A 16,789-nucleotide genomic window follows, 5' to 3' on the forward strand; every position below is an offset into this window, starting at 1 on the left:
GTTGTTAATTGTTAATTAATCATTATCTTTGCCCCCAAAATAAGTACGTATATACGATTTGTTATAAAACAGACTCTTTAGATAAAATACATTTTTCATATATGAAATACAAACGAATTTTACTAAAACTCAGCGGAGAAGCCCTTATGGGAAGTCGCCAGTACGGCATTGACCCCGCACGTTTAAAAGAATACGCTGCCGAAATTAAGGAGGTAGTGAACCAAGGCGTGCAAGTGGCCATAGTAATTGGCGGGGGGAATATCTTCCGCGGGGTAGCTGGTGCTAGCAATGGTATGGATAGAGTGCAAGGCGACTATATGGGTATGCTGGCTACCGTTATCAACTCGCTTGCCCTACAAAGTGCCTTAGAAGACGAAGGACTTTTTAGCCGTTTGCAAACAGCTATCAAGATGGAAGCTATAGCCGAGCCTTTTATCAAACGCCGTGCAGTACGCCACTTAGAAAAAGGACGCGTAGTGATTTTTGGAGCGGGAACGGGTAATCCTTACTTTACGACCGATTCGGCAGCAGTACTTCGCGCTATCGAAATCAATGCCGATGTAATCCTTAAAGGTACTCGTGTAGATGGTATCTACAATGCCGACCCTGAAAAAGACCCTAATGCGGTGAAGTTCGACCATATCTCTTTTAATGAGTGTATTGATAAAAACCTTAAAGTGATGGATATGACGGCTTTTACCCTTAGCCAAGAAAACCATTTGCCTATCATCGTATTCGATATGAACAAAAAAGGCAACCTCGCTAAAGTAGTAGCAGGCGAAAACGTAGGAACGACGGTCAATGATTAATGGTTATATTGCGATGCTTCTTTAACAATTGAAGGCTAACAACTAACAAATAATTAAAAACAATATACAATGAACGAAGAAATTAATATTATCTTAGAAACTACAAGCGAAGCGATGCAAGAGGCTTTGCAACACTTAGATAAGGCTTTAGCCAATATCCGCGCTGGCAAGGCGAGTCCGCAAATGGTAAGCAGTGTAATGGTGGACTATTACGGTGCGCAAACTCCCCTTAGTCAGGTAGCCAATGTATCAGCTCCCGACTCACGTACTATCTCTATTCAACCTTGGGAAAAGAAAATGATTCAGCCTATTGAGAAAGCTATCCAAATAGCTAATTTGGGCTTTAACCCAATGAACAATGGCGAAATGGTGATTATTACCGTACCACCACTTACCGAAGAACGCCGTAGAGAGCTCGTGAAACAAGCCAAAGGTGAAGGTGAAGACGCTAAAATAAGTGTGCGCAACGCCCGCCAAGACGCTAATAAAGAGATTAAAAAGGTAGAAGCTTCGGACGATGTGAAGAAAGAAGCTGAAGAGCGTGTACAAAAGCTCACCGACAAATACATCAAGAAAGTAGAAGAAGTATTAGCTGTAAAAGAAGCTGAGATCCTAAAAGTTTAGTTTAGGTAAGAGATAAGAGGTAAGAGGGTATAGTAATACAATAAGTAATAAGAAATGACAAACAACGAACAAGTAAAGGATTTAGTGAATCGCCTGGGTGCGTTAAGGAGGTATCTTTGACGTAGATGCTAAACGCATTGAAATAAGCAACGAAGAAGAAAAGACTTTTGCACCTGACTTTTGGGATAATGCGAAAGAAGCTGAGAAAGTGATGCGCGAGCTTCGCACTAAAAAGAAATGGGTGGAAGACTATGAGGAAGCCGAAAATCTTACCTCGGATATAGAAGTACTACTTGACTTTTTTAAAGAAGGCGAAGCTACTGCGGAGGATGTAGACCACCAATACACCCAAGCCCTACACGCTATTGAAGCATTGGAGTTCCGCAATATGCTTTCGGACGAGGGCGATACGATGAGTGCCGTATTGCAAATTACGGCAGGGGCAGGTGGTACTGAAAGCTGTGACTGGGCATCGATGCTACTACGTATGTACACGATGTGGTGCAATAACCAAAAATATAAGGTAAAAACACTTAATTTCCAAGAAGGTGATGTGGCAGGAATAAAAACGGTTACCATAGAAATTGAAGGCGAATACGCTTTTGGCTACCTAAAAGGTGAAAATGGCGTACACCGTTTGGTACGTATCTCACCTTTTGATAGTAATGCTAAACGCCATACTTCTTTTGCCTCGGTATACGTGTATCCTTTGGTAGATGATACTATTGAAATAGACATTAATCCCGCTGATATTACCTTTGAGACGATGCGCTCCAGTGGTGCTGGCGGGCAGAATGTAAACAAGGTAGAGACAGCTGTACGTTTGCGTCACCACCCTACGGGTATCATTATTGAGAATTCCGAAACCCGCAGTCAGCTTGATAATAAAAACAAGGCGTTGCAACTACTCAAATCGCAGTTGTATGAGATAGAGCTCAAAAAGCGTCAAGCCAAGCGTGATGAGATAGAGGCAGGAAAGATGAAGATAGAATGGGGCTCACAAATACGCAACTATGTAATGCACCCCTACAAACTTGTGAAAGACGTGCGCACCAATTACGAATCTACTGATGTAGATAGCGTAATGAACGGTGAATTAGATGAGTTTCTCAAAGCCTACCTAATGCTTATGGGTACGAGCCGTACGGGCGATTTGTAATAGTTAATGATTAATGGTTTGTGGTTAATACTTTTAGAATATGGCTGTAATGAATGATAATAAAATAGTAGTATATCAGGTGCTTACAAGGCTTTTTGGCAATACTAATACCACTAATAAACCTTGGGGGACGATAGAAGAGAACGGTGTAGGTAAGTTTGCTGACTTTACTACAAAAGCTCTTGAAGAACTCAAAGCATTAGGAGTAACACATATTTGGTTTACAGGGGTGTTACACCACGCCCTTACTACTGACTATACGGCTTATGGTATCAGTAACGACTTTACCGCAGTGGTAAAAGGTCGTGCGGGTTCGCCTTATGCCATTAAGGATTACTACACTGTAAACCCCGACCTTGCCGATGACCCTACACAACGCTTGGAGGAATGGGAAGCCCTTATCGCCCGTACCCACCAATGCGGACTGAAAGTAATAATGGACATAGTGCCTAACCACGTGGCGCGTCGGTATGAGAGTATAGCCAAGCCGGAAGGCACACGCGGTTTTGGCGAAGACGATGATACCACCGTACAATATGCGGTAAATAACAATTTCTATTACAATCCTAATGAAGCTTTTCAGTTGCCTGAGGGTATTTATGGTGAGTATCACGAGTTTCCTGCCAAATGGACGGGCAATGGGACACGCGCTTCTAAACCCGACCGCAATGACTGGTATGAAACGGTAAAACTCAACTACGGGGTACGACCTGACGGCACTAAAGATTTTGCTGAACTACCTGCAAGCTTTGAAAATGAAGATACTGAAGCACATTACCACTTTTGGGCTGATAAAACAGTACCCGACACTTGGAGAAAATTTAAAGATATAGCCTTGTATTGGCTCGGGAAAGGAGTAGACGGCTTCCGTTATGATATGGCTGAAATGGTGCCGGTAGAGTTCTGGAGTTATCTCAATTCGGCTATCAAGCACCAAAATCCAAAGGCATTTTTATTGGCTGAAGTATACAATCCTAATGAATATCGTCCTTATCTGCATTTAGGCAAGATGGACTATCTATACGACAAAGTGCAACTTTACGACACTTTGCGCAATATTGTGACTCACGGACACAGCACTGATGCCATTGTGGCTATACAAAGCAGTCTTGCTGATATTGCACATCGTATGTTACACTTCTTGGAGAACCACGACGAACAGCGCATAGCCTCGCCTGAGTTTGCGGGATATGCTGAAAAAGCTAAACCAGCGATGACAGTCTCTATGTTTATTAGCGAGTCGCCGGTGATGCTGTATTTTGGTCAGGAAGTAGGGGAGAAAGCAGCAGAAGTAGCAGGATTTGGTAGTCCGTCGCGTACGTCTATTTTTGATTATATAGGTGTTCCTGCACACCAGCGTTGGGTGAATAACAAGCGCTTTGACGGCGGTCAGTTATCAGAGGCAGAACGTTCTTTACGCAATTTCTACCAACGATTACTCAACTTAAAAGTAAATGGGGCTTATATTGATTTGCACCAATACAATCGGCAGAATACTGAGTATTACAACGATAGGGTGTACAGTTTTGCAAGAGGCAATGAGGACGAACAGTGGGTGATTGTGAGCAACTTTAGTGAGCACGACTACTTTGGTTTTGACTTACAGTTGCCAGATTACTTGTTGGGTAGTTGGTTCTTAAACGATGGTACTTATACGCTTATCGATGCTCTTTACAATGAAAAACACACTACCTTACAGATTGCAAATGGCAAAGGAAGATTGCGAGTAGATATAGCGCCTTTGGAGTCTTTAATATTCAAAATTAGCAAATTAGTAGATTCGTAAATTATGAACATTCATTTTATAGTAGCTCCCAGTACGCATTTGCGTCCGTTAATGGCTGAGCTACACAAAAGACATCATATCACTACACTCCCCGAAGAGATGACGGCTACAATTGATTACGTGGTGGTAGACCCGCATCTTTCTCATACACACCCAGACTTATTACAAGCGCAACACTTAGGACTTAACATTCTATCACCTACTTCTTTTCTATACGAATACTTTAAACACAAAACTCGTGTAGTAATTACAGGTAACAAAGGAAGAAAAGAAGTATTGGCAAAGGTGCTTCACACTATGGATTTTTGTAATCAACCAGTGAGCTACTACTTTGAAAGTCCTATCGAAGGGAAGCAAGTGCATTTTGCTGATACTGAATTTGTGCTTATAGAAGGCAATGAAGAGGGAGCTATGTTGCACCCCACAGTAGCTCTTATCAGCGATATGATAGAAGAAAATAAAGATATTTATAAACAATTTATAGAGGGGATAACCAAAGGAGGAATACTCATTTACAATGAAGAAGACCTGCTATTAAATGAGTTAGTAGGGAATAATGAGAGTCCTATTCGCAAGATGGAGTATGGTACTCCTGCGTTTGAAACTCATAATGGAGAGACTTACCTCATTACCCCCGAAGGTGAATTACCCTTAGGTGAAACAAGTGCTGAACAATTGAGCTATATAGAAGCAGCCAAATGGGTATGCCAGAATATGGGCATAGACGAAGCCGACTTTTATGAGGCAATGGCAAGTATTTAATAAGATAATAATTAAAAATTTAGATATATGAAGTTTTATTTTTCACTCATAGTTTTAGCTTTAAGCTTTTTTACAGCTTGTAATTCGAGCAATCAAATAAGTAAAGATGAGGTGTCTAACCTTATTGCTGATTATTTAGAAGAGAACCCTTTATTTGAGACAGGGAAATTTAATACCAATAAGCAGAAGTTAGACAGTACTAAAGACAAAGATTTGCTAATTACTATACAGGAATTAGCAGATGAAGGGCTTATTGATATTAATAATGAGAAAAGTAGGAAGAGATGGTTTTCAAAGGATAGTGTATATGTAATCTCTCCTACTCTTACTAAAGAAGCACTTCCTTACCTTGTGAAACAGAACAAGAACAGTGCTAATGTTAAAACAATCATTTATAAATTAAATGATAAAGGGATTACTATTGAGAAGAACTCAGAAAAGGTGGTTATTTGTAATGTAGTATTAGATAAAGAGAAAACACCTTTTTATAATTTTGGTAAAGACCCGTATCCTAATACAACCTTTATTACTCAGAAATTTAAGCTGAAATACAATGAGAAAAATGGCTGGAAGATTATAAAGAAATAAACTTATGAAAAACGTAACTATACTTGGTTTGGCACAAGCATTATTAAGCCTTATATCTGGGGTTTTAATATCCAAAATGTCGTTTATAGGGAAAATAGGCATAAGTACAATGTACCGTGAGTATACCATTTTCAAAACTTGGTGGAAAACGGCTCTTTTATTATTGGTAATACAGTTAGTACTTATTGTTGTATTACAACTGTTTAGAACAAAAGTAAGCGTATCGTTTAGTAGATTATTAGCCTTTTTACTTATTGTTTTAGGGGGAATAGGAGCTTACTTTACCTATATTGACTTCACAACTACTTCACACAAAATGATGAGATTAAGCTTTCATTTAGGGTTTTATCTCTTTTGGGTAGGGTGGTTTATCACTTGTTTTTATTATTTGTTGTTCAAGAATAAGAAAAAAAAGAATAATATTCAGCAAGATATCTTATTTGCCGATACAGAAGCGGGAAAAGATGTTCCCTAAGACCTCATCATTGCTTACAGCTCCTGTAATAGTACCTAAATGATAGAGAGCTTCGCGGATATCAATAGCTAATAGGTCACCTGAAAGTTGTAATTGTAATCCTTGTTCTATTCTTTCAATACTTTGTAAGGTATTGTGTAGAGCTTCGTAGTGGCGGATATTAGTAATAATAGTTGCTTTACCTGTATTATTAAGACTTTGAGCATAGTGAGAGAGAAAATCTTTAAGGGCTAAAATATTATTTCCTTCTTTAGCTGATATTCTCAGTAGTGTATCGGTATAGCCTTTCAAGGATTGTAAAATCTCATTATCAAAAGGAGTTATATTACTTTCTGTTGATAAGTCAGTTTTGTTATGTAATAGTACAAATTTAGTTCCTTCGCGGTAATTTTCTTTTACAAAAGAGATGATCTCTTGGGCAGAGCTATCTTTTACATCGAATAAGTAGAGCACAATAGAGGCTTTTTCTATCTTTTCTTTAGCTTTTTGTACGCCTATAGCCTCGATTTGGTCTTGAGTATCACGAATTCCTGCGGTATCAATAAAACGAAAAGCAATGCCTCCTATATGAAGCGTTTCTTCAATAGTATCGCGGGTAGTACCTGCAATATCCGATACAATAGCGCGTTCTTCGTTCAGAAGGGCATTTAATAAAGTAGATTTACCTGCATTAGGCTTGCCTACAATAGCCACAGGAATACCATTTTTTAGTACATTACCTACTGAAAATGATTGTAAGAGAGATAAAACAGTGGTTTTAATAGTGCTTAAAAGCAACTTAAACTGAGTTCTATCGGCGAACTCTACATCTTCTTCCGAAAAGTCTAATTCAAGTTCTATTAATGAGGTAAAGTTCAATAATTCTTGTCGTAATCCTTCTATCTCAGAAGTAAACCCACCTCGCATTTGCTGTAATGCTACCTGATGAGAAGCCTTACTATCGGAGGCAATCAAATCGGCAACGGCTTCCGCTTGATTGAGCGCTAATTTACCATTGAGAAAAGCGCGTTTGGTAAACTCCCCTGCATCGGCTAAACGAGCTCCTTTTGCCAAGCACAACTTGATAACTTCTTCTACGATATAATTACTTCCGTGACACGAAAACTCAACTACGGGCTCACCTGTATAAGATTTAGTTCCTTTGAAAATAGTAGCCAAACACTCGTCGATTACTTGGTCTTTACTTTCGAGAGTTCCTAAATGAACTGTATGTGATGGAGCTTCAAGTAAAGATCTTCCACTATGAGGCTTAAACACCGAGTCGGCAATGGCAATGGCTTCTTTTCCCGATAAGCGAATTACAGCAATAGCACCGACCCCTGAAGCAGTTGCCAAAGCTACAATCGTATCATTTATATATAAAGAATTATCTCTCTTCATTCTATGTTATTGAAAATTGGTGCAAATGTAGTGATTTTTTCATTACTATCAATCTACTAATTTTCAAAAACCTCAAAGCGATTATCTTCATAAAAGAAAATAATTCGTTTAATATGCTTATTAGTGGGTAATGGTAAAGCTTTTGTCTCTATTTGCTTTTCTTTTATTGCAACAGAAGGTGGAGCAGGAGTAGGGGCTTGCATTTCTATTTCGGGAATATCACTGAAAAGGTCAGGTTGTTGCGTTTTTTTAGCGCTGGCAAGCTCTTTATCTTCCTTACGAGGGAAACTTCCTTTTCCTTGTGTAATCCAATACATATCTACTTCAGGAAATTTTTCGATGAGCTTTAGGATAAAATCCAAGCTCGGTTTGTTGCGTTCTGATAAGAGATGAGAAATCCCTGAACGCTGAATCTCTAAGCTATCAGCAAAGGCTGCAGCATTTAAACCGTAATAATCCATCACTTGTTGTAAGCGAATGGCAAAGTCTGATGTGTTTAACATTGTAACGTTTGTTTATTTTTCTAAGAATGCACAAATGTAAATCAATATTTTGAGATATACAAGTATAAACAAGGATATTTTTTATCATATTAAAGTGTTTGTTTATAATTACAACGCAAATTATTAGTTTATAGTATTATATAAAACTACTATAAGAATAATCTATAAGTGTAATCATTATGAAAATGCTATTTCAGAATAGAAAGAAAAGCTTTTTTATAAAGCATAATAATCGTTGATTAGTATATTTAGTATTGTTAATATTTTTACAAGTGTAAATACTAAGTGATACAAATGTAACTCTGAAATATAAAGGAACTTTTACTTTATTACAGGTTGTACTTTAATGAATATTTATTACTTTTGCTTTTAAATATTAATATACAGATGAAAAAACAGCTTTCTGGGCGTTATATCACTTATCCGATGATAGCCCCACTTTTAAATAAATACCCTTTTGAGGAGGTAATATCCTTAGGTACTTCAGTTAAAGGGACACCTATTGACCTGTACAGAGTAGGGAAAGGCCATAAAAAGATACTTATGTGGTCGCAAATGCACGGTAATGAATCAACTACTACCAAAGCGCTTTTTGATGTTTTAAACGAGCTTAAAACAGCTGATTTCTTATCGGAATTAAGTGTCTATTGCATTCCTATGCTTAATCCTGACGGTGCTGAGGTGTTTACACGTGTAAATCATAACGGTATAGACCTTAACCGTGATGCCAATGAACTTACACAACCTGAGAGCAAGTGTTTACGGATAGCTTATGAACTTGTACAGCCCGATTATTGCTTTAATCTGCACGACCAGCGCACTATTTTCAGTGTAGGACAGACCGCTTTGCCAGCTACAGTTTCTTTCTTAGCACCTGCTTATAACGAAGAGCGCAGTATTAATGAAGTACGCCAGAAGGCAATGGAAGTGATTGTAGTAATGAATAACACTTTACAGCACCATATACCTAATCAGGTAGCGCGTTTTGACGATAGTTTTAATATCAATTGTACGGGAGATAAGTATACACAATTAGGTACTCCCACTATTCTTTTTGAAGCAGGGCACTTTTCTAATGATTACAACCGTGAACAAACGAGAGTATATATTGCTATGGCTATATTTAGAGCTCTACAATATATAGCCACTTGTGATGTTACAAATGTAAATTACAAAGATTACTTCAGTATACCTGAAAACGATAAATGTTTTTACGATATTATTTTAAGAGACGACACTCACTGTGGTAATGATGTAGGTATTCTTTATAAGGAAGTTTTGGAGAATGGACAAATCTTGTTTCTGCCTTATATTGCTGAGATAGGTAATTTATCTAAAAAATACGGACATAAAGAAGATGTTTTATCGAAGTTTATAAGTTCAGCTATTGATAAAGATTATATTAAAAATCACTTGGATTTATCGACATTGAAAATAGATTAATGGTGAATGGTTAATGGTTAATGATTAATGGTTAATTAGATGGAGCTTATAGGAAACTTATAGAATAGACGAACAATGAGTGGGTCTACAGTGGGTCTACAGTGGGTCTACAGTGGGTCTACAGTGGGTCTACAGTGGGTCTACAGTGGGTCTACAGTGGGTCTACAGTGGGTCTACAGTGGGTCTACAGTGGGTCTACAGTGGGTCTACAGTGGGTCTACAACGAACAAAAGACGAACGATGAACGAAGGAACAACGAACCTAAGTAGAAGGAAGGTTGAAGCTAAGGCAGAGATAAAAAAAGGTTATAGGTAGACTTCAACTTAAAAAGTATGTTGCAATTTGGAATATACAAAAAAACATTGTTACTTTGCGCTTTTAAAAAAAAGAACTCATAAACTTAATGTAGATGGCAAAATATAGATTAGATGAAATGGATCTTAAGATATTGGATATTCTTATAGAAGATGCACGAAAACCCTATATAGATGTTGCTAAGGCACTTGATATATCGTCGGGGACAGTGAATGTACGGATAAGAAAAATGGAAGAATTGGAAATTATAAAAAGTTCTGCCATTTCAGTAGATTACGAGAGAATGGGATATACTTTTATTGCTTATGTGGGTATCTTTTTGGAGCGCAATCATCAAGCTGAGTATGTTTTGGAACAATTAGAGGCTATCCCATTTGTAACAGAGGCACACATTACTTCGGGGAAATACAATCTGTTTTGTAAAATTAGGACAAAGGGGGTGAAACACGCTAAGGAAGTTATTTATATGATAGACGACATTCAAGGTGTGTCGCGCTCAGAGACAATGATATCGATGGAAGAGGCTTTTAACGATAAGAGTCGTTTGCTTCATAAGGCTTTCCGAGAATTGGATTTATATGATTTTTTAACTACTAAATAAGAACTTTTTAAAAGGGCTATCTGAATGAAAAATCGGGTAGCTCTTTTTGTTTATACAGAAAATTGAGTAATTTTGTTGCGCAAAAACTGAAATACTATGAATGAGAAAATACAAGCGCTCATAAGCAATTACATTCGTTTCTTACAAGAAAAACCTTCTAATCCTGATGAAGTGTATAAATGGCAGGCAATAAAACATTTTGAGCAGCATTGGGATATTAATGCCCCTGATTTTTACGAAATGTTTAAAGAGGCTTTTCGGAAAAAGGATAATTTAGTAGATTACCGTCCTTTTGGTATATTGGAAGCGTTAGGAGAAAACTATCCAACGAAATTAAAGGAATTGTTGGGTATTGTTTATGGGGCTGATGATTTCTATACCAAATTGGGAAAATGCAGGACTTTTACTGAAAATGTTATTGATGACTTAAAAGAGAAAAGCAATACAAATTTTAGTACAAAAATTGATGAGCGTACTCTTTCTTTTTTACTGACGCTGAAATTCCCTAATGAGTATACTTTTTATAAAAGGGATATTTATACTAAGTTATGTGAGTATTTAGGAGAAGTTTCTCGAAAAGAGCGCAAATACGAGCATTTTATTGAGTTGCTTACCGAAATCACGACTTATTTTAACAATCCTGAGTTAAAACATCTCACGAGCAACTTTATTCCACAAGGTTTTGATGAACCTTTGCTATTGGCTCAGGATATTGTGTACCAGAATATGACAATTTCTTCAGAAAAAGCATTTAGAAACGTATTGGATAAGATTCCTAAGCATTGGGCTTCTGTTTTCTTTTACAAATTAGGAAATATTATAGAGGATTTAGCATTAGGAGATACCGAAAATCAAGTGTTCAGTGTTAGATTAGATGAAAAATCACTTCGTTATCACATAGGGAAGAGGATTTGTTTAAGTGTAAGTCCCAAAGAATTTCTTTTTATTACAGGAAGGGAAGTAGATATCCCAAAACTGAGAAGGGAAGAGTTTGAAAGACCTAACAATGCTTTTCTTTATTATCAGGGAACCCCACAACATATTGAAACATATTACCCTAATATCAAAAATGCTGTCAAAGAAGAGATAGCACTTGATAAGGAAACTTATCCTAAAAGTTATGATAATAGCTATTTCAGGGAATATGTTTTTGAAAAGAAATACAAAGTAGAATTTGAAACAATAGAAAGTAATATGACAAATCAAGCGATTAAGCCTACGATTATTGACCTACTACATTATAAACACCAAATCATTTTACAAGGTCCTCCAGGTACAGGTAAAACCCGTGAAGCCAAGCGTATTGCCAAACAGCTATTAGGTTTGAATGACAATGATAGTTTAGAGGGTAATGAGCAGTTTAAACTGATTCAGTTTCACCCCAGTTACTCTTACGAAGATTTTGTAAGGGGCATTGTAGCGCAACCCAATGAAACAAGTGGAGGCATTGTCTATACAGCTGAAAATAAAGTGTTAGCTGAGTTTGCTAAAGAGGCTTTAACAAATTATCTTTATAGTGATGGAAATATAAAATCTTGGATAAACAATAATTTTGATAGGTTTAAAAGAGAAATTCAAAATATTATAGAAAAAGAAAACAAATACATTCTTGATGAAAAAACAGCTATTACAAATATAAAAGAAGAAGAATTTTTATTAGATAACACGGTCTCTACTATTGATTTTAATTTCTTTAAGAAATTAATAGAAAAAGTAATAGAAGAGAATTTTGAAATAACAGCTAAAAATACTAGAGATTTATTAGGGGTAGAAATAAGATATTCAAACTATAAATTACTTATAGAAAAATTCTTAGAGAAGTATATCTTTCATAAAAGTAAACTTAAAAACTACGTTTTCATTATCGACGAAATCAACCGTGCGAACCTTTCAACAGTATTGGGGGAACTCATCTATGCCTTGGAATATCGCGGGGAATCCGTGGAGAGTATGTATGCTTTAGATGATACTAAGGAAAGTAGAAAAATTATTCTACCACCTAACCTCTACATCATCGGTACAATGAATACGGCTGACCGCTCGGTAGGGCATATAGATTATGCCATTCGTCGGCGCTTTGCTTTTGTGAATATGTTGCCTAAGGAGTTAGAAGGGAATTTTGATAAAAACTTGTTTAAAGCAGTAAGTAAGCTTTTTATTGAGAACTATGATGAATATATTAACAATACAGATACTGAATTAAAACGTGCCAAAACCTTATCACCTGAATTTAAACCAGAAGATGTGTGGCTTGGACAGTCGTATTTTATTCAGAAAAAATATAGCGATGGAAAAGATGTGCCTATGTCTATTCGTTGGGAATACGAAATCAAGCCTATTCTATTGGAATACATAAAAGATGGGATACTCATAGATAATATAAAGATTGAAGAACAAATGCAAGAAATTAAAACATTAGTCTATGAAAATAACCCTTCTTGAACATCAACCCTATAGCATCAAAAAAGAAGAGGAAAGCATTTACTTTGAAGCAATACCTAAGATTTGTCCGTATGTATTGAAGAAAGATAAATGGGGAAATCCTATATATCCTTTTGAAATTAGTCGTACAAATGAGGAAGAAGTGTGTTTGCAGGCAGGCTATTACGTGGGAGCTTTGTGGTTGGTAAAACATCACAAATTCGTATATATAGAGCCTAAAATGAATAAAAAACAGATTGTTGAAGGCTTACTTACCCAAGAGGAAGAATGGGCAGAAATCGACTACCTAAAAATGCTTCTCAGCATTACGGTGCTCGACCCCAAACATACACAAAATCTTATCAAAATCTATTGGGACGAACCGCTAATTGCCATCGAACAACAAAAAGACACGCTCACGCCTTTCCTAATGGTACAATTCCTATTGCTACTGAAGCGTATTGTGCGCAAAGGACTTAAAAAATCGTACTACACGGTGGAGGAGAATCTTAATAACCGCATCAAAGGCAAGATACAGTTAGATAAGCACCTCAAACAAAATGTTTTTAAGAACAAACTCACAGCTCACGTATGTAGGTATCAAGAGTTTGGAATGGATAGCCTCGAAAATCGCTTTTTGAAGAAAGTCTTGCAGTTTATTATCAGCTTTAAGAATACACACTCTAATTACTTTGCAGGCAATGACGAGTCTATTCGAGAACTTATTACGTATTGTAGACCGCATTTTGAGTTGATTTCAGAAGAACTTAACGTAGAAAACCTCAAAAAAATCACTACTAATCCTTTTTTTAAAGAATATGAGGAAGCTATTCGCATCGGAAAGCAGATTTTGAAGCGTTTTTCGTATAATATCACTGAAACAACCCAACAAAAAGTGGCTATTCCGCCTTTTTGGATAGATATGCCCAAACTTTTTGAGTTATATGTATACAAAAAACTACAAGAACAGTTCGGCAGTAGGGGAGAGGTATACTATCATTTTACGGGTGATTATACCGAATTAGATTTCTTGCTCAACACTCCAGAATACAAAATGGTGATTGATGCCAAATACAAAACTGTTTATGAAGATAGTAGAGTGATAGACGATATTCGTCAGGTGAGTGCTTATGCGCGTTTGGAAAGGGTTTATAAAGCCCTAAAAATAGATGGCGATAGGTTGATAGATTGCCTTATCATCTACCCCTCATTCGAACAAAATACCGATTTAAACATCGCAAATAAAAAGGAGATACATCAGTACAGAAATATTTACAAATTAAGTGTTTCTGTTCCATTAATCATTAACAATTAATCATTTATCATTAAAAAATATGTCACAATTCTACAATAGTATCGCTGAGAAATACGATGCTATCTTCCCGCTATCGCCTGCACATAAAGTCTTTTTCGATGCCGAAGTGTACGGCAAGACAGTTCTTGATGTAGGGGCAGGTACGGGCAACCTTACCGCCTATCTGCGCGCACAGGGCTATGATGTTACGGCTATCGACCTCAGTAAGGCACTCATTGCTCAGGCTACTGCCAAGGATATTGAAGTGCAAGAGCTCAATATGCTTGCTATCGATACTTTACCTATGCTCGATACTATTATCAACATTGGGAACACGCTCCCACATTTGGATAATAAAGACGAAGTGCAGACTTTTCTTAAAAAGGCTTATAACCAACTCACGCAAGGAGGCAAACTTATCTTGCAAATGGTAAACTTTGAGAAGTATTTTGCCCAGAAAGAAAGTAATTTTCTCGGTAACCTACCTCTAATAGAGAACGAAAAAGTAAAGTTTGAGCGTTCTTATCACTTAAATAGCGATAACAAGGTAATATTTAGGACAGTTTTGGACGAAACTATTGCCAATGAAGAGCTTTTACAGTCTATTCTTTCCCAAGAACTCACCCAATGGCTCTCTCAAATAGGTTTTAAAGACCTTAAACTATACGGCAACTTCAAAAAAGAGCCTTTTAATCCTGAAACTTCAATGGCGCTTATTGTAACAGCTCAGAAATAACTTCTCTATACGATTGCTATTATTTTCATATCTCACAAATATTCCGTACTTTTGCACTTTAAAACAATACATTATGGCACGATTAGGAATGTTATGTGCCTTAAACAAGTAACTCAACGTTATATTTATAGTAGATATTTAATTTAATCATTTATCATTAAACATTAATCATTAACAATGTTATCAGTATCCAATTTATCCGTACAATTCGGCAAGCGCGTCCTCTTCGATGAGGTAAACGTAACTTTTACACAAGGCAACTGCTACGGCATCATCGGTGCCAATGGGGCAGGCAAATCTACCTTCCTAAAAATCCTTTCAGGCAAGCAAGAACCTACTTCGGGGCGCGTTATCCTCGAACCGGGCAAGCGTATGTCGGTGCTCGAACAAGACCACTACGCTTATGACGACTATACTGTGCTCGACACCGTGATTATGGGCAACAAAGTCCTCTCCAAAGTCAAAAAAGAGATGGACGACCTCTATGCGGACTATTCCGATGAGCACGCCGAACGCATCGGTGAGCTACAAATACAGTTCGATGAGATGAACGGCTGGAATGCCGAGAGTGATGCGGCAGCCCTGCTCTCCAATTTGGGCATTACCGAAGATATGCACTACACTATGATGTCCGAAATGGACGGCAAGCTCAAAGTGCGAGTACTTTTGGCACAAGCCCTCTTTGGTAACCCCGATGTACTCATAATGGACGAGCCTACGAATGACCTCGACTTCGAGACTATCAGCTGGTTGGAGAACTTTTTGGCAAACTATGACAATACGGTGATTGTAGTCTCTCACGACCGACACTTCCTCGATGCTGTTTGTACCCATATCTCCGATATAGACTTCGGAAAAATCAATCATTATTCGGGTAACTATACTTTCTGGTACGAAAGTAGTCAGTTGGCAGCCCGTCAGCGTGCGCAACAGAACAAAAAGGCGGAAGAGAAAGCCAAAGAATTGCAGGAATTTATTGCGCGTTTCAGTGCCAACGTGGCAAAATCAAAGCAGGCAACCTCTCGTAAGAAGATGTTGGAGAAACTCAATATTGAGGAAATCAAACCGTCTTCTCGTCGTTACCCTGCTATCATTTTCGAGCGTGACCGCGAGGCAGGCGACCAAATCCTACACGTGGAAAACCTCGCTGCGTCTGTGGACGGACAGGTATTGTTCCAAAATGTGGACATCAACCTAGCCAAAGACGACAAAGTAGCTGTAATTTCCAAGGATTCGCGTGCCACTACTGCCTTTTATGAGATTCTCAACGGCAACCTCAAGCCCGATGCGGGTACTTTTGCGTGGGGTATCACCACCTCGCAGTCTTACCTGCCAGTGGATAACTCCGATTTCTTCACTCAAGACCTTTCTTTGGTGGATTGGTTGCGCCAATGGGCAAAAACAGAGGAAGAACGCGAGGAAGTATATGTACGTGGGTTCTTGGGCAAGATGCTTTTCAGTGGCGAAGAAGCTCTCAAAAACTGTAAAGTGCTATCAGGAGGCGAGAAAGTGCGCTGTATGCTCAGCCGTATGATGATGTTGCGCGCCAATGTGCTAATGCTCAACGAACCTACCAACCATTTGGATTTGGAGAGCATCACCGCCTTCAACAACTCGCTGAAAAACTTCAAAGGCACCGTGCTTTTTACCACCCACGACCACGAATTTTCACAAACCGTCGCCAATCGTATCATTGAGCTTACCCCTAGTGGCATTATCGACCGCTATATGACCTTTGATGAGTATATGGACGACAAGAATATTCAGGAATTGAGGGAAAAGATGTACCGAGGATAGTGACTAATAACACTTTGGCAAAGTTCGTTGTATAAAAAGGTGATTTAAATGAGCTTTGCCAGAGTGTTTTGGAGGAAAAATATATAATAAAAATTA

At 37.8% G+C, this 16,789-nt stretch carries 16 protein-coding genes; 14 read left to right on the forward strand and 2 right to left on the reverse strand.

The window, feature by feature from the left end; genetic code table 11:
* Nucleotides 1–101 precede the first annotated feature (101 nt).
* The 7 genes from pyrH to AM608_RS02065 all read left to right on the forward strand — a co-directional run bounded on the left by pyrH (nucleotide 102) and on the right by AM608_RS02065 (nucleotide 6,203).
* Nucleotides 102–809, forward strand: coding sequence for a UMP kinase (pyrH, locus tag AM608_RS02035; protein WP_002671891.1), 708 nt, complete (start codon nucleotides 102–104; stop codon nucleotides 807–809).
* Nucleotides 810–878: 69 nt separating this feature from the next.
* Complete coding sequence (gene frr / locus AM608_RS02040; protein WP_009750469.1) at nucleotides 879–1,433, forward strand: ribosome recycling factor; 555 nt, start codon at nucleotides 879–881, stop codon at nucleotides 1,431–1,433.
* 54 nt (nucleotides 1,434–1,487) lie between these two features.
* A protein-coding gene (gene prfB / locus AM608_RS02045) for a peptide chain release factor 2 (RefSeq protein ID WP_111973254.1) occupies nucleotides 1,488–2,592 on the forward strand; the annotation gives its coding sequence in 2 pieces (ribosomal slippage) (nucleotides 1,488–1,547 and nucleotides 1,549–2,592; 1,104 coding nt in all).
* A gap of 40 nt (nucleotides 2,593–2,632) precedes the next feature.
* A complete protein-coding gene (locus tag AM608_RS02050; protein WP_053580603.1) occupies nucleotides 2,633–4,378 on the forward strand; it encodes an alpha-amylase family glycosyl hydrolase in 1,746 nt (581 codons plus the stop codon).
* A 3-nt stretch (nucleotides 4,379–4,381) separates the two neighbouring features.
* Nucleotides 4,382–5,140 (forward strand): hypothetical protein, encoded by a 759-nt coding sequence (locus tag AM608_RS02055; protein ID WP_053580604.1) that lies wholly within the window; start codon nucleotides 4,382–4,384, stop codon nucleotides 5,138–5,140.
* A 27-nt stretch (nucleotides 5,141–5,167) separates the two neighbouring features.
* Entirely contained in the window at nucleotides 5,168–5,728 is a 561-nt protein-coding gene (locus tag AM608_RS02060; RefSeq protein WP_002671901.1) for a hypothetical protein, read from the forward strand.
* Nucleotides 5,729–5,732: 4 nt separating this feature from the next.
* Nucleotides 5,733–6,203, forward strand: a complete 471-nt coding sequence (locus AM608_RS02065) for a hypothetical protein (RefSeq protein WP_053580605.1) — start codon at nucleotides 5,733–5,735, stop codon at nucleotides 6,201–6,203.
* Here the strand turns inward: AM608_RS02065 and mnmE are convergent.
* Nucleotides 6,165–7,583: a tRNA uridine-5-carboxymethylaminomethyl(34) synthesis GTPase MnmE gene (gene mnmE, locus AM608_RS02070; RefSeq protein WP_053580606.1), complete on the reverse strand. Its 1,419-nt coding sequence runs from the start codon at nucleotides 7,581–7,583 to the stop codon at nucleotides 6,165–6,167. The two genes, AM608_RS02065 and mnmE, sit on opposite strands and share 39 nt — an antisense overlap.
* Nucleotides 7,584–7,639: 56 nt before the next feature.
* Nucleotides 7,640–8,086 carry a helix-turn-helix transcriptional regulator gene (locus AM608_RS02075; protein WP_048746356.1) on the reverse strand — a complete coding sequence of 149 codons (447 nt, stop codon included), beginning with the start codon at nucleotides 8,084–8,086 and terminating at the stop codon, nucleotides 7,640–7,642.
* A 387-nt stretch (nucleotides 8,087–8,473) separates the two neighbouring features.
* On the opposite strand from AM608_RS02075, the gene AM608_RS02080 reads away from it, so the two are divergent.
* The 7 genes from AM608_RS02080 to AM608_RS02105 all read left to right on the forward strand — a co-directional run bounded on the left by AM608_RS02080 (nucleotide 8,474) and on the right by AM608_RS02105 (nucleotide 16,693).
* Nucleotides 8,474–9,529, forward strand: coding sequence for a M14 metallopeptidase family protein (locus AM608_RS02080; protein ID WP_053580607.1), 1,056 nt, complete (start codon nucleotides 8,474–8,476; stop codon nucleotides 9,527–9,529).
* Between the two features lie 79 nt (nucleotides 9,530–9,608).
* Nucleotides 9,609–9,773 carry a hypothetical protein gene (locus AM608_RS11970; protein ID WP_157466225.1) on the forward strand — a complete coding sequence of 55 codons (165 nt, stop codon included), beginning with the start codon at nucleotides 9,609–9,611 and terminating at the stop codon, nucleotides 9,771–9,773.
* Between the two features lie 165 nt (nucleotides 9,774–9,938).
* Nucleotides 9,939–10,445 (forward strand): Lrp/AsnC family transcriptional regulator, encoded by a 507-nt coding sequence (locus AM608_RS02085; RefSeq protein WP_015782926.1) that lies wholly within the window; start codon nucleotides 9,939–9,941, stop codon nucleotides 10,443–10,445.
* 96 nt (nucleotides 10,446–10,541) lie between these two features.
* A complete protein-coding gene (locus AM608_RS02090; RefSeq protein ID WP_053580608.1) occupies nucleotides 10,542–12,887 on the forward strand; it encodes an McrB family protein in 2,346 nt (781 codons plus the stop codon).
* A complete protein-coding gene (locus AM608_RS02095) occupies nucleotides 12,868–14,181 on the forward strand; it encodes a restriction endonuclease (protein ID WP_053580609.1) in 1,314 nt (437 codons plus the stop codon). Before AM608_RS02090 ends, AM608_RS02095 begins: the two co-directional genes overlap by 20 nt.
* Nucleotides 14,182–14,200: 19 nt before the next feature.
* Entirely contained in the window at nucleotides 14,201–14,896 is a 696-nt protein-coding gene (locus AM608_RS02100) for a bifunctional 2-polyprenyl-6-hydroxyphenol methylase/3-demethylubiquinol 3-O-methyltransferase UbiG (protein ID WP_053580610.1), read from the forward strand.
* Nucleotides 14,897–15,073: 177 nt separating this feature from the next.
* Nucleotides 15,074–16,693, forward strand: a complete 1,620-nt coding sequence (locus AM608_RS02105) for an ABC-F family ATP-binding cassette domain-containing protein (protein WP_053580611.1) — start codon at nucleotides 15,074–15,076, stop codon at nucleotides 16,691–16,693.
* Nucleotides 16,694–16,789: the final 96 nt, after the last annotated feature.

The sequence above is a fragment of the Capnocytophaga sp. oral taxon 323 genome (genome assembly GCF_001278825.1).
In the GTDB taxonomy this organism is placed as follows: domain Bacteria; phylum Bacteroidota; class Bacteroidia; order Flavobacteriales; family Flavobacteriaceae; genus Capnocytophaga; species Capnocytophaga ochracea.

Bases quoted from the DNA above. Each gene is read 5' to 3' on its own strand.
- AM608_RS02085 (WP_015782926.1), top strand. From the start codon at position 9,939: ATGGCAAAATATAGATTAGATGAAATGGATCTTAAGATATTGGATATT.
- AM608_RS02105 (WP_053580611.1), top strand. From the start codon at position 15,074: ATGTTATCAGTATCCAATTTATCCGTACAATTCGGCAAGCGCGTCCTC.
- AM608_RS02050 (WP_053580603.1), top strand. From the start codon at position 2,633: ATGGCTGTAATGAATGATAATAAAATAGTAGTATATCAGGTGCTTACA.
- AM608_RS02100 (WP_053580610.1), top strand. From the start codon at position 14,201: ATGTCACAATTCTACAATAGTATCGCTGAGAAATACGATGCTATCTTC.
- AM608_RS02065 (WP_053580605.1), top strand. From the start codon at position 5,733: ATGAAAAACGTAACTATACTTGGTTTGGCACAAGCATTATTAAGCCTT.
- pyrH (WP_002671891.1), top strand. From the start codon at position 102: ATGAAATACAAACGAATTTTACTAAAACTCAGCGGAGAAGCCCTTATG.
- AM608_RS02095 (WP_053580609.1), top strand. From the start codon at position 12,868: ATGAAAATAACCCTTCTTGAACATCAACCCTATAGCATCAAAAAAGAA.
- AM608_RS02080 (WP_053580607.1), top strand. From the start codon at position 8,474: ATGAAAAAACAGCTTTCTGGGCGTTATATCACTTATCCGATGATAGCC.
- AM608_RS02055 (WP_053580604.1), top strand. From the start codon at position 4,382: ATGAACATTCATTTTATAGTAGCTCCCAGTACGCATTTGCGTCCGTTA.
- frr (WP_009750469.1), top strand. From the start codon at position 879: ATGAACGAAGAAATTAATATTATCTTAGAAACTACAAGCGAAGCGATG.
- AM608_RS02090 (WP_053580608.1), top strand. From the start codon at position 10,542: ATGAATGAGAAAATACAAGCGCTCATAAGCAATTACATTCGTTTCTTA.
- mnmE (WP_053580606.1), bottom strand. From the start codon at position 7,583: ATGAAGAGAGATAATTCTTTATATATAAATGATACGATTGTAGCTTTG.
- AM608_RS02060 (WP_002671901.1), top strand. From the start codon at position 5,168: ATGAAGTTTTATTTTTCACTCATAGTTTTAGCTTTAAGCTTTTTTACA.
- AM608_RS02075 (WP_048746356.1), bottom strand. From the start codon at position 8,086: ATGTTAAACACATCAGACTTTGCCATTCGCTTACAACAAGTGATGGAT.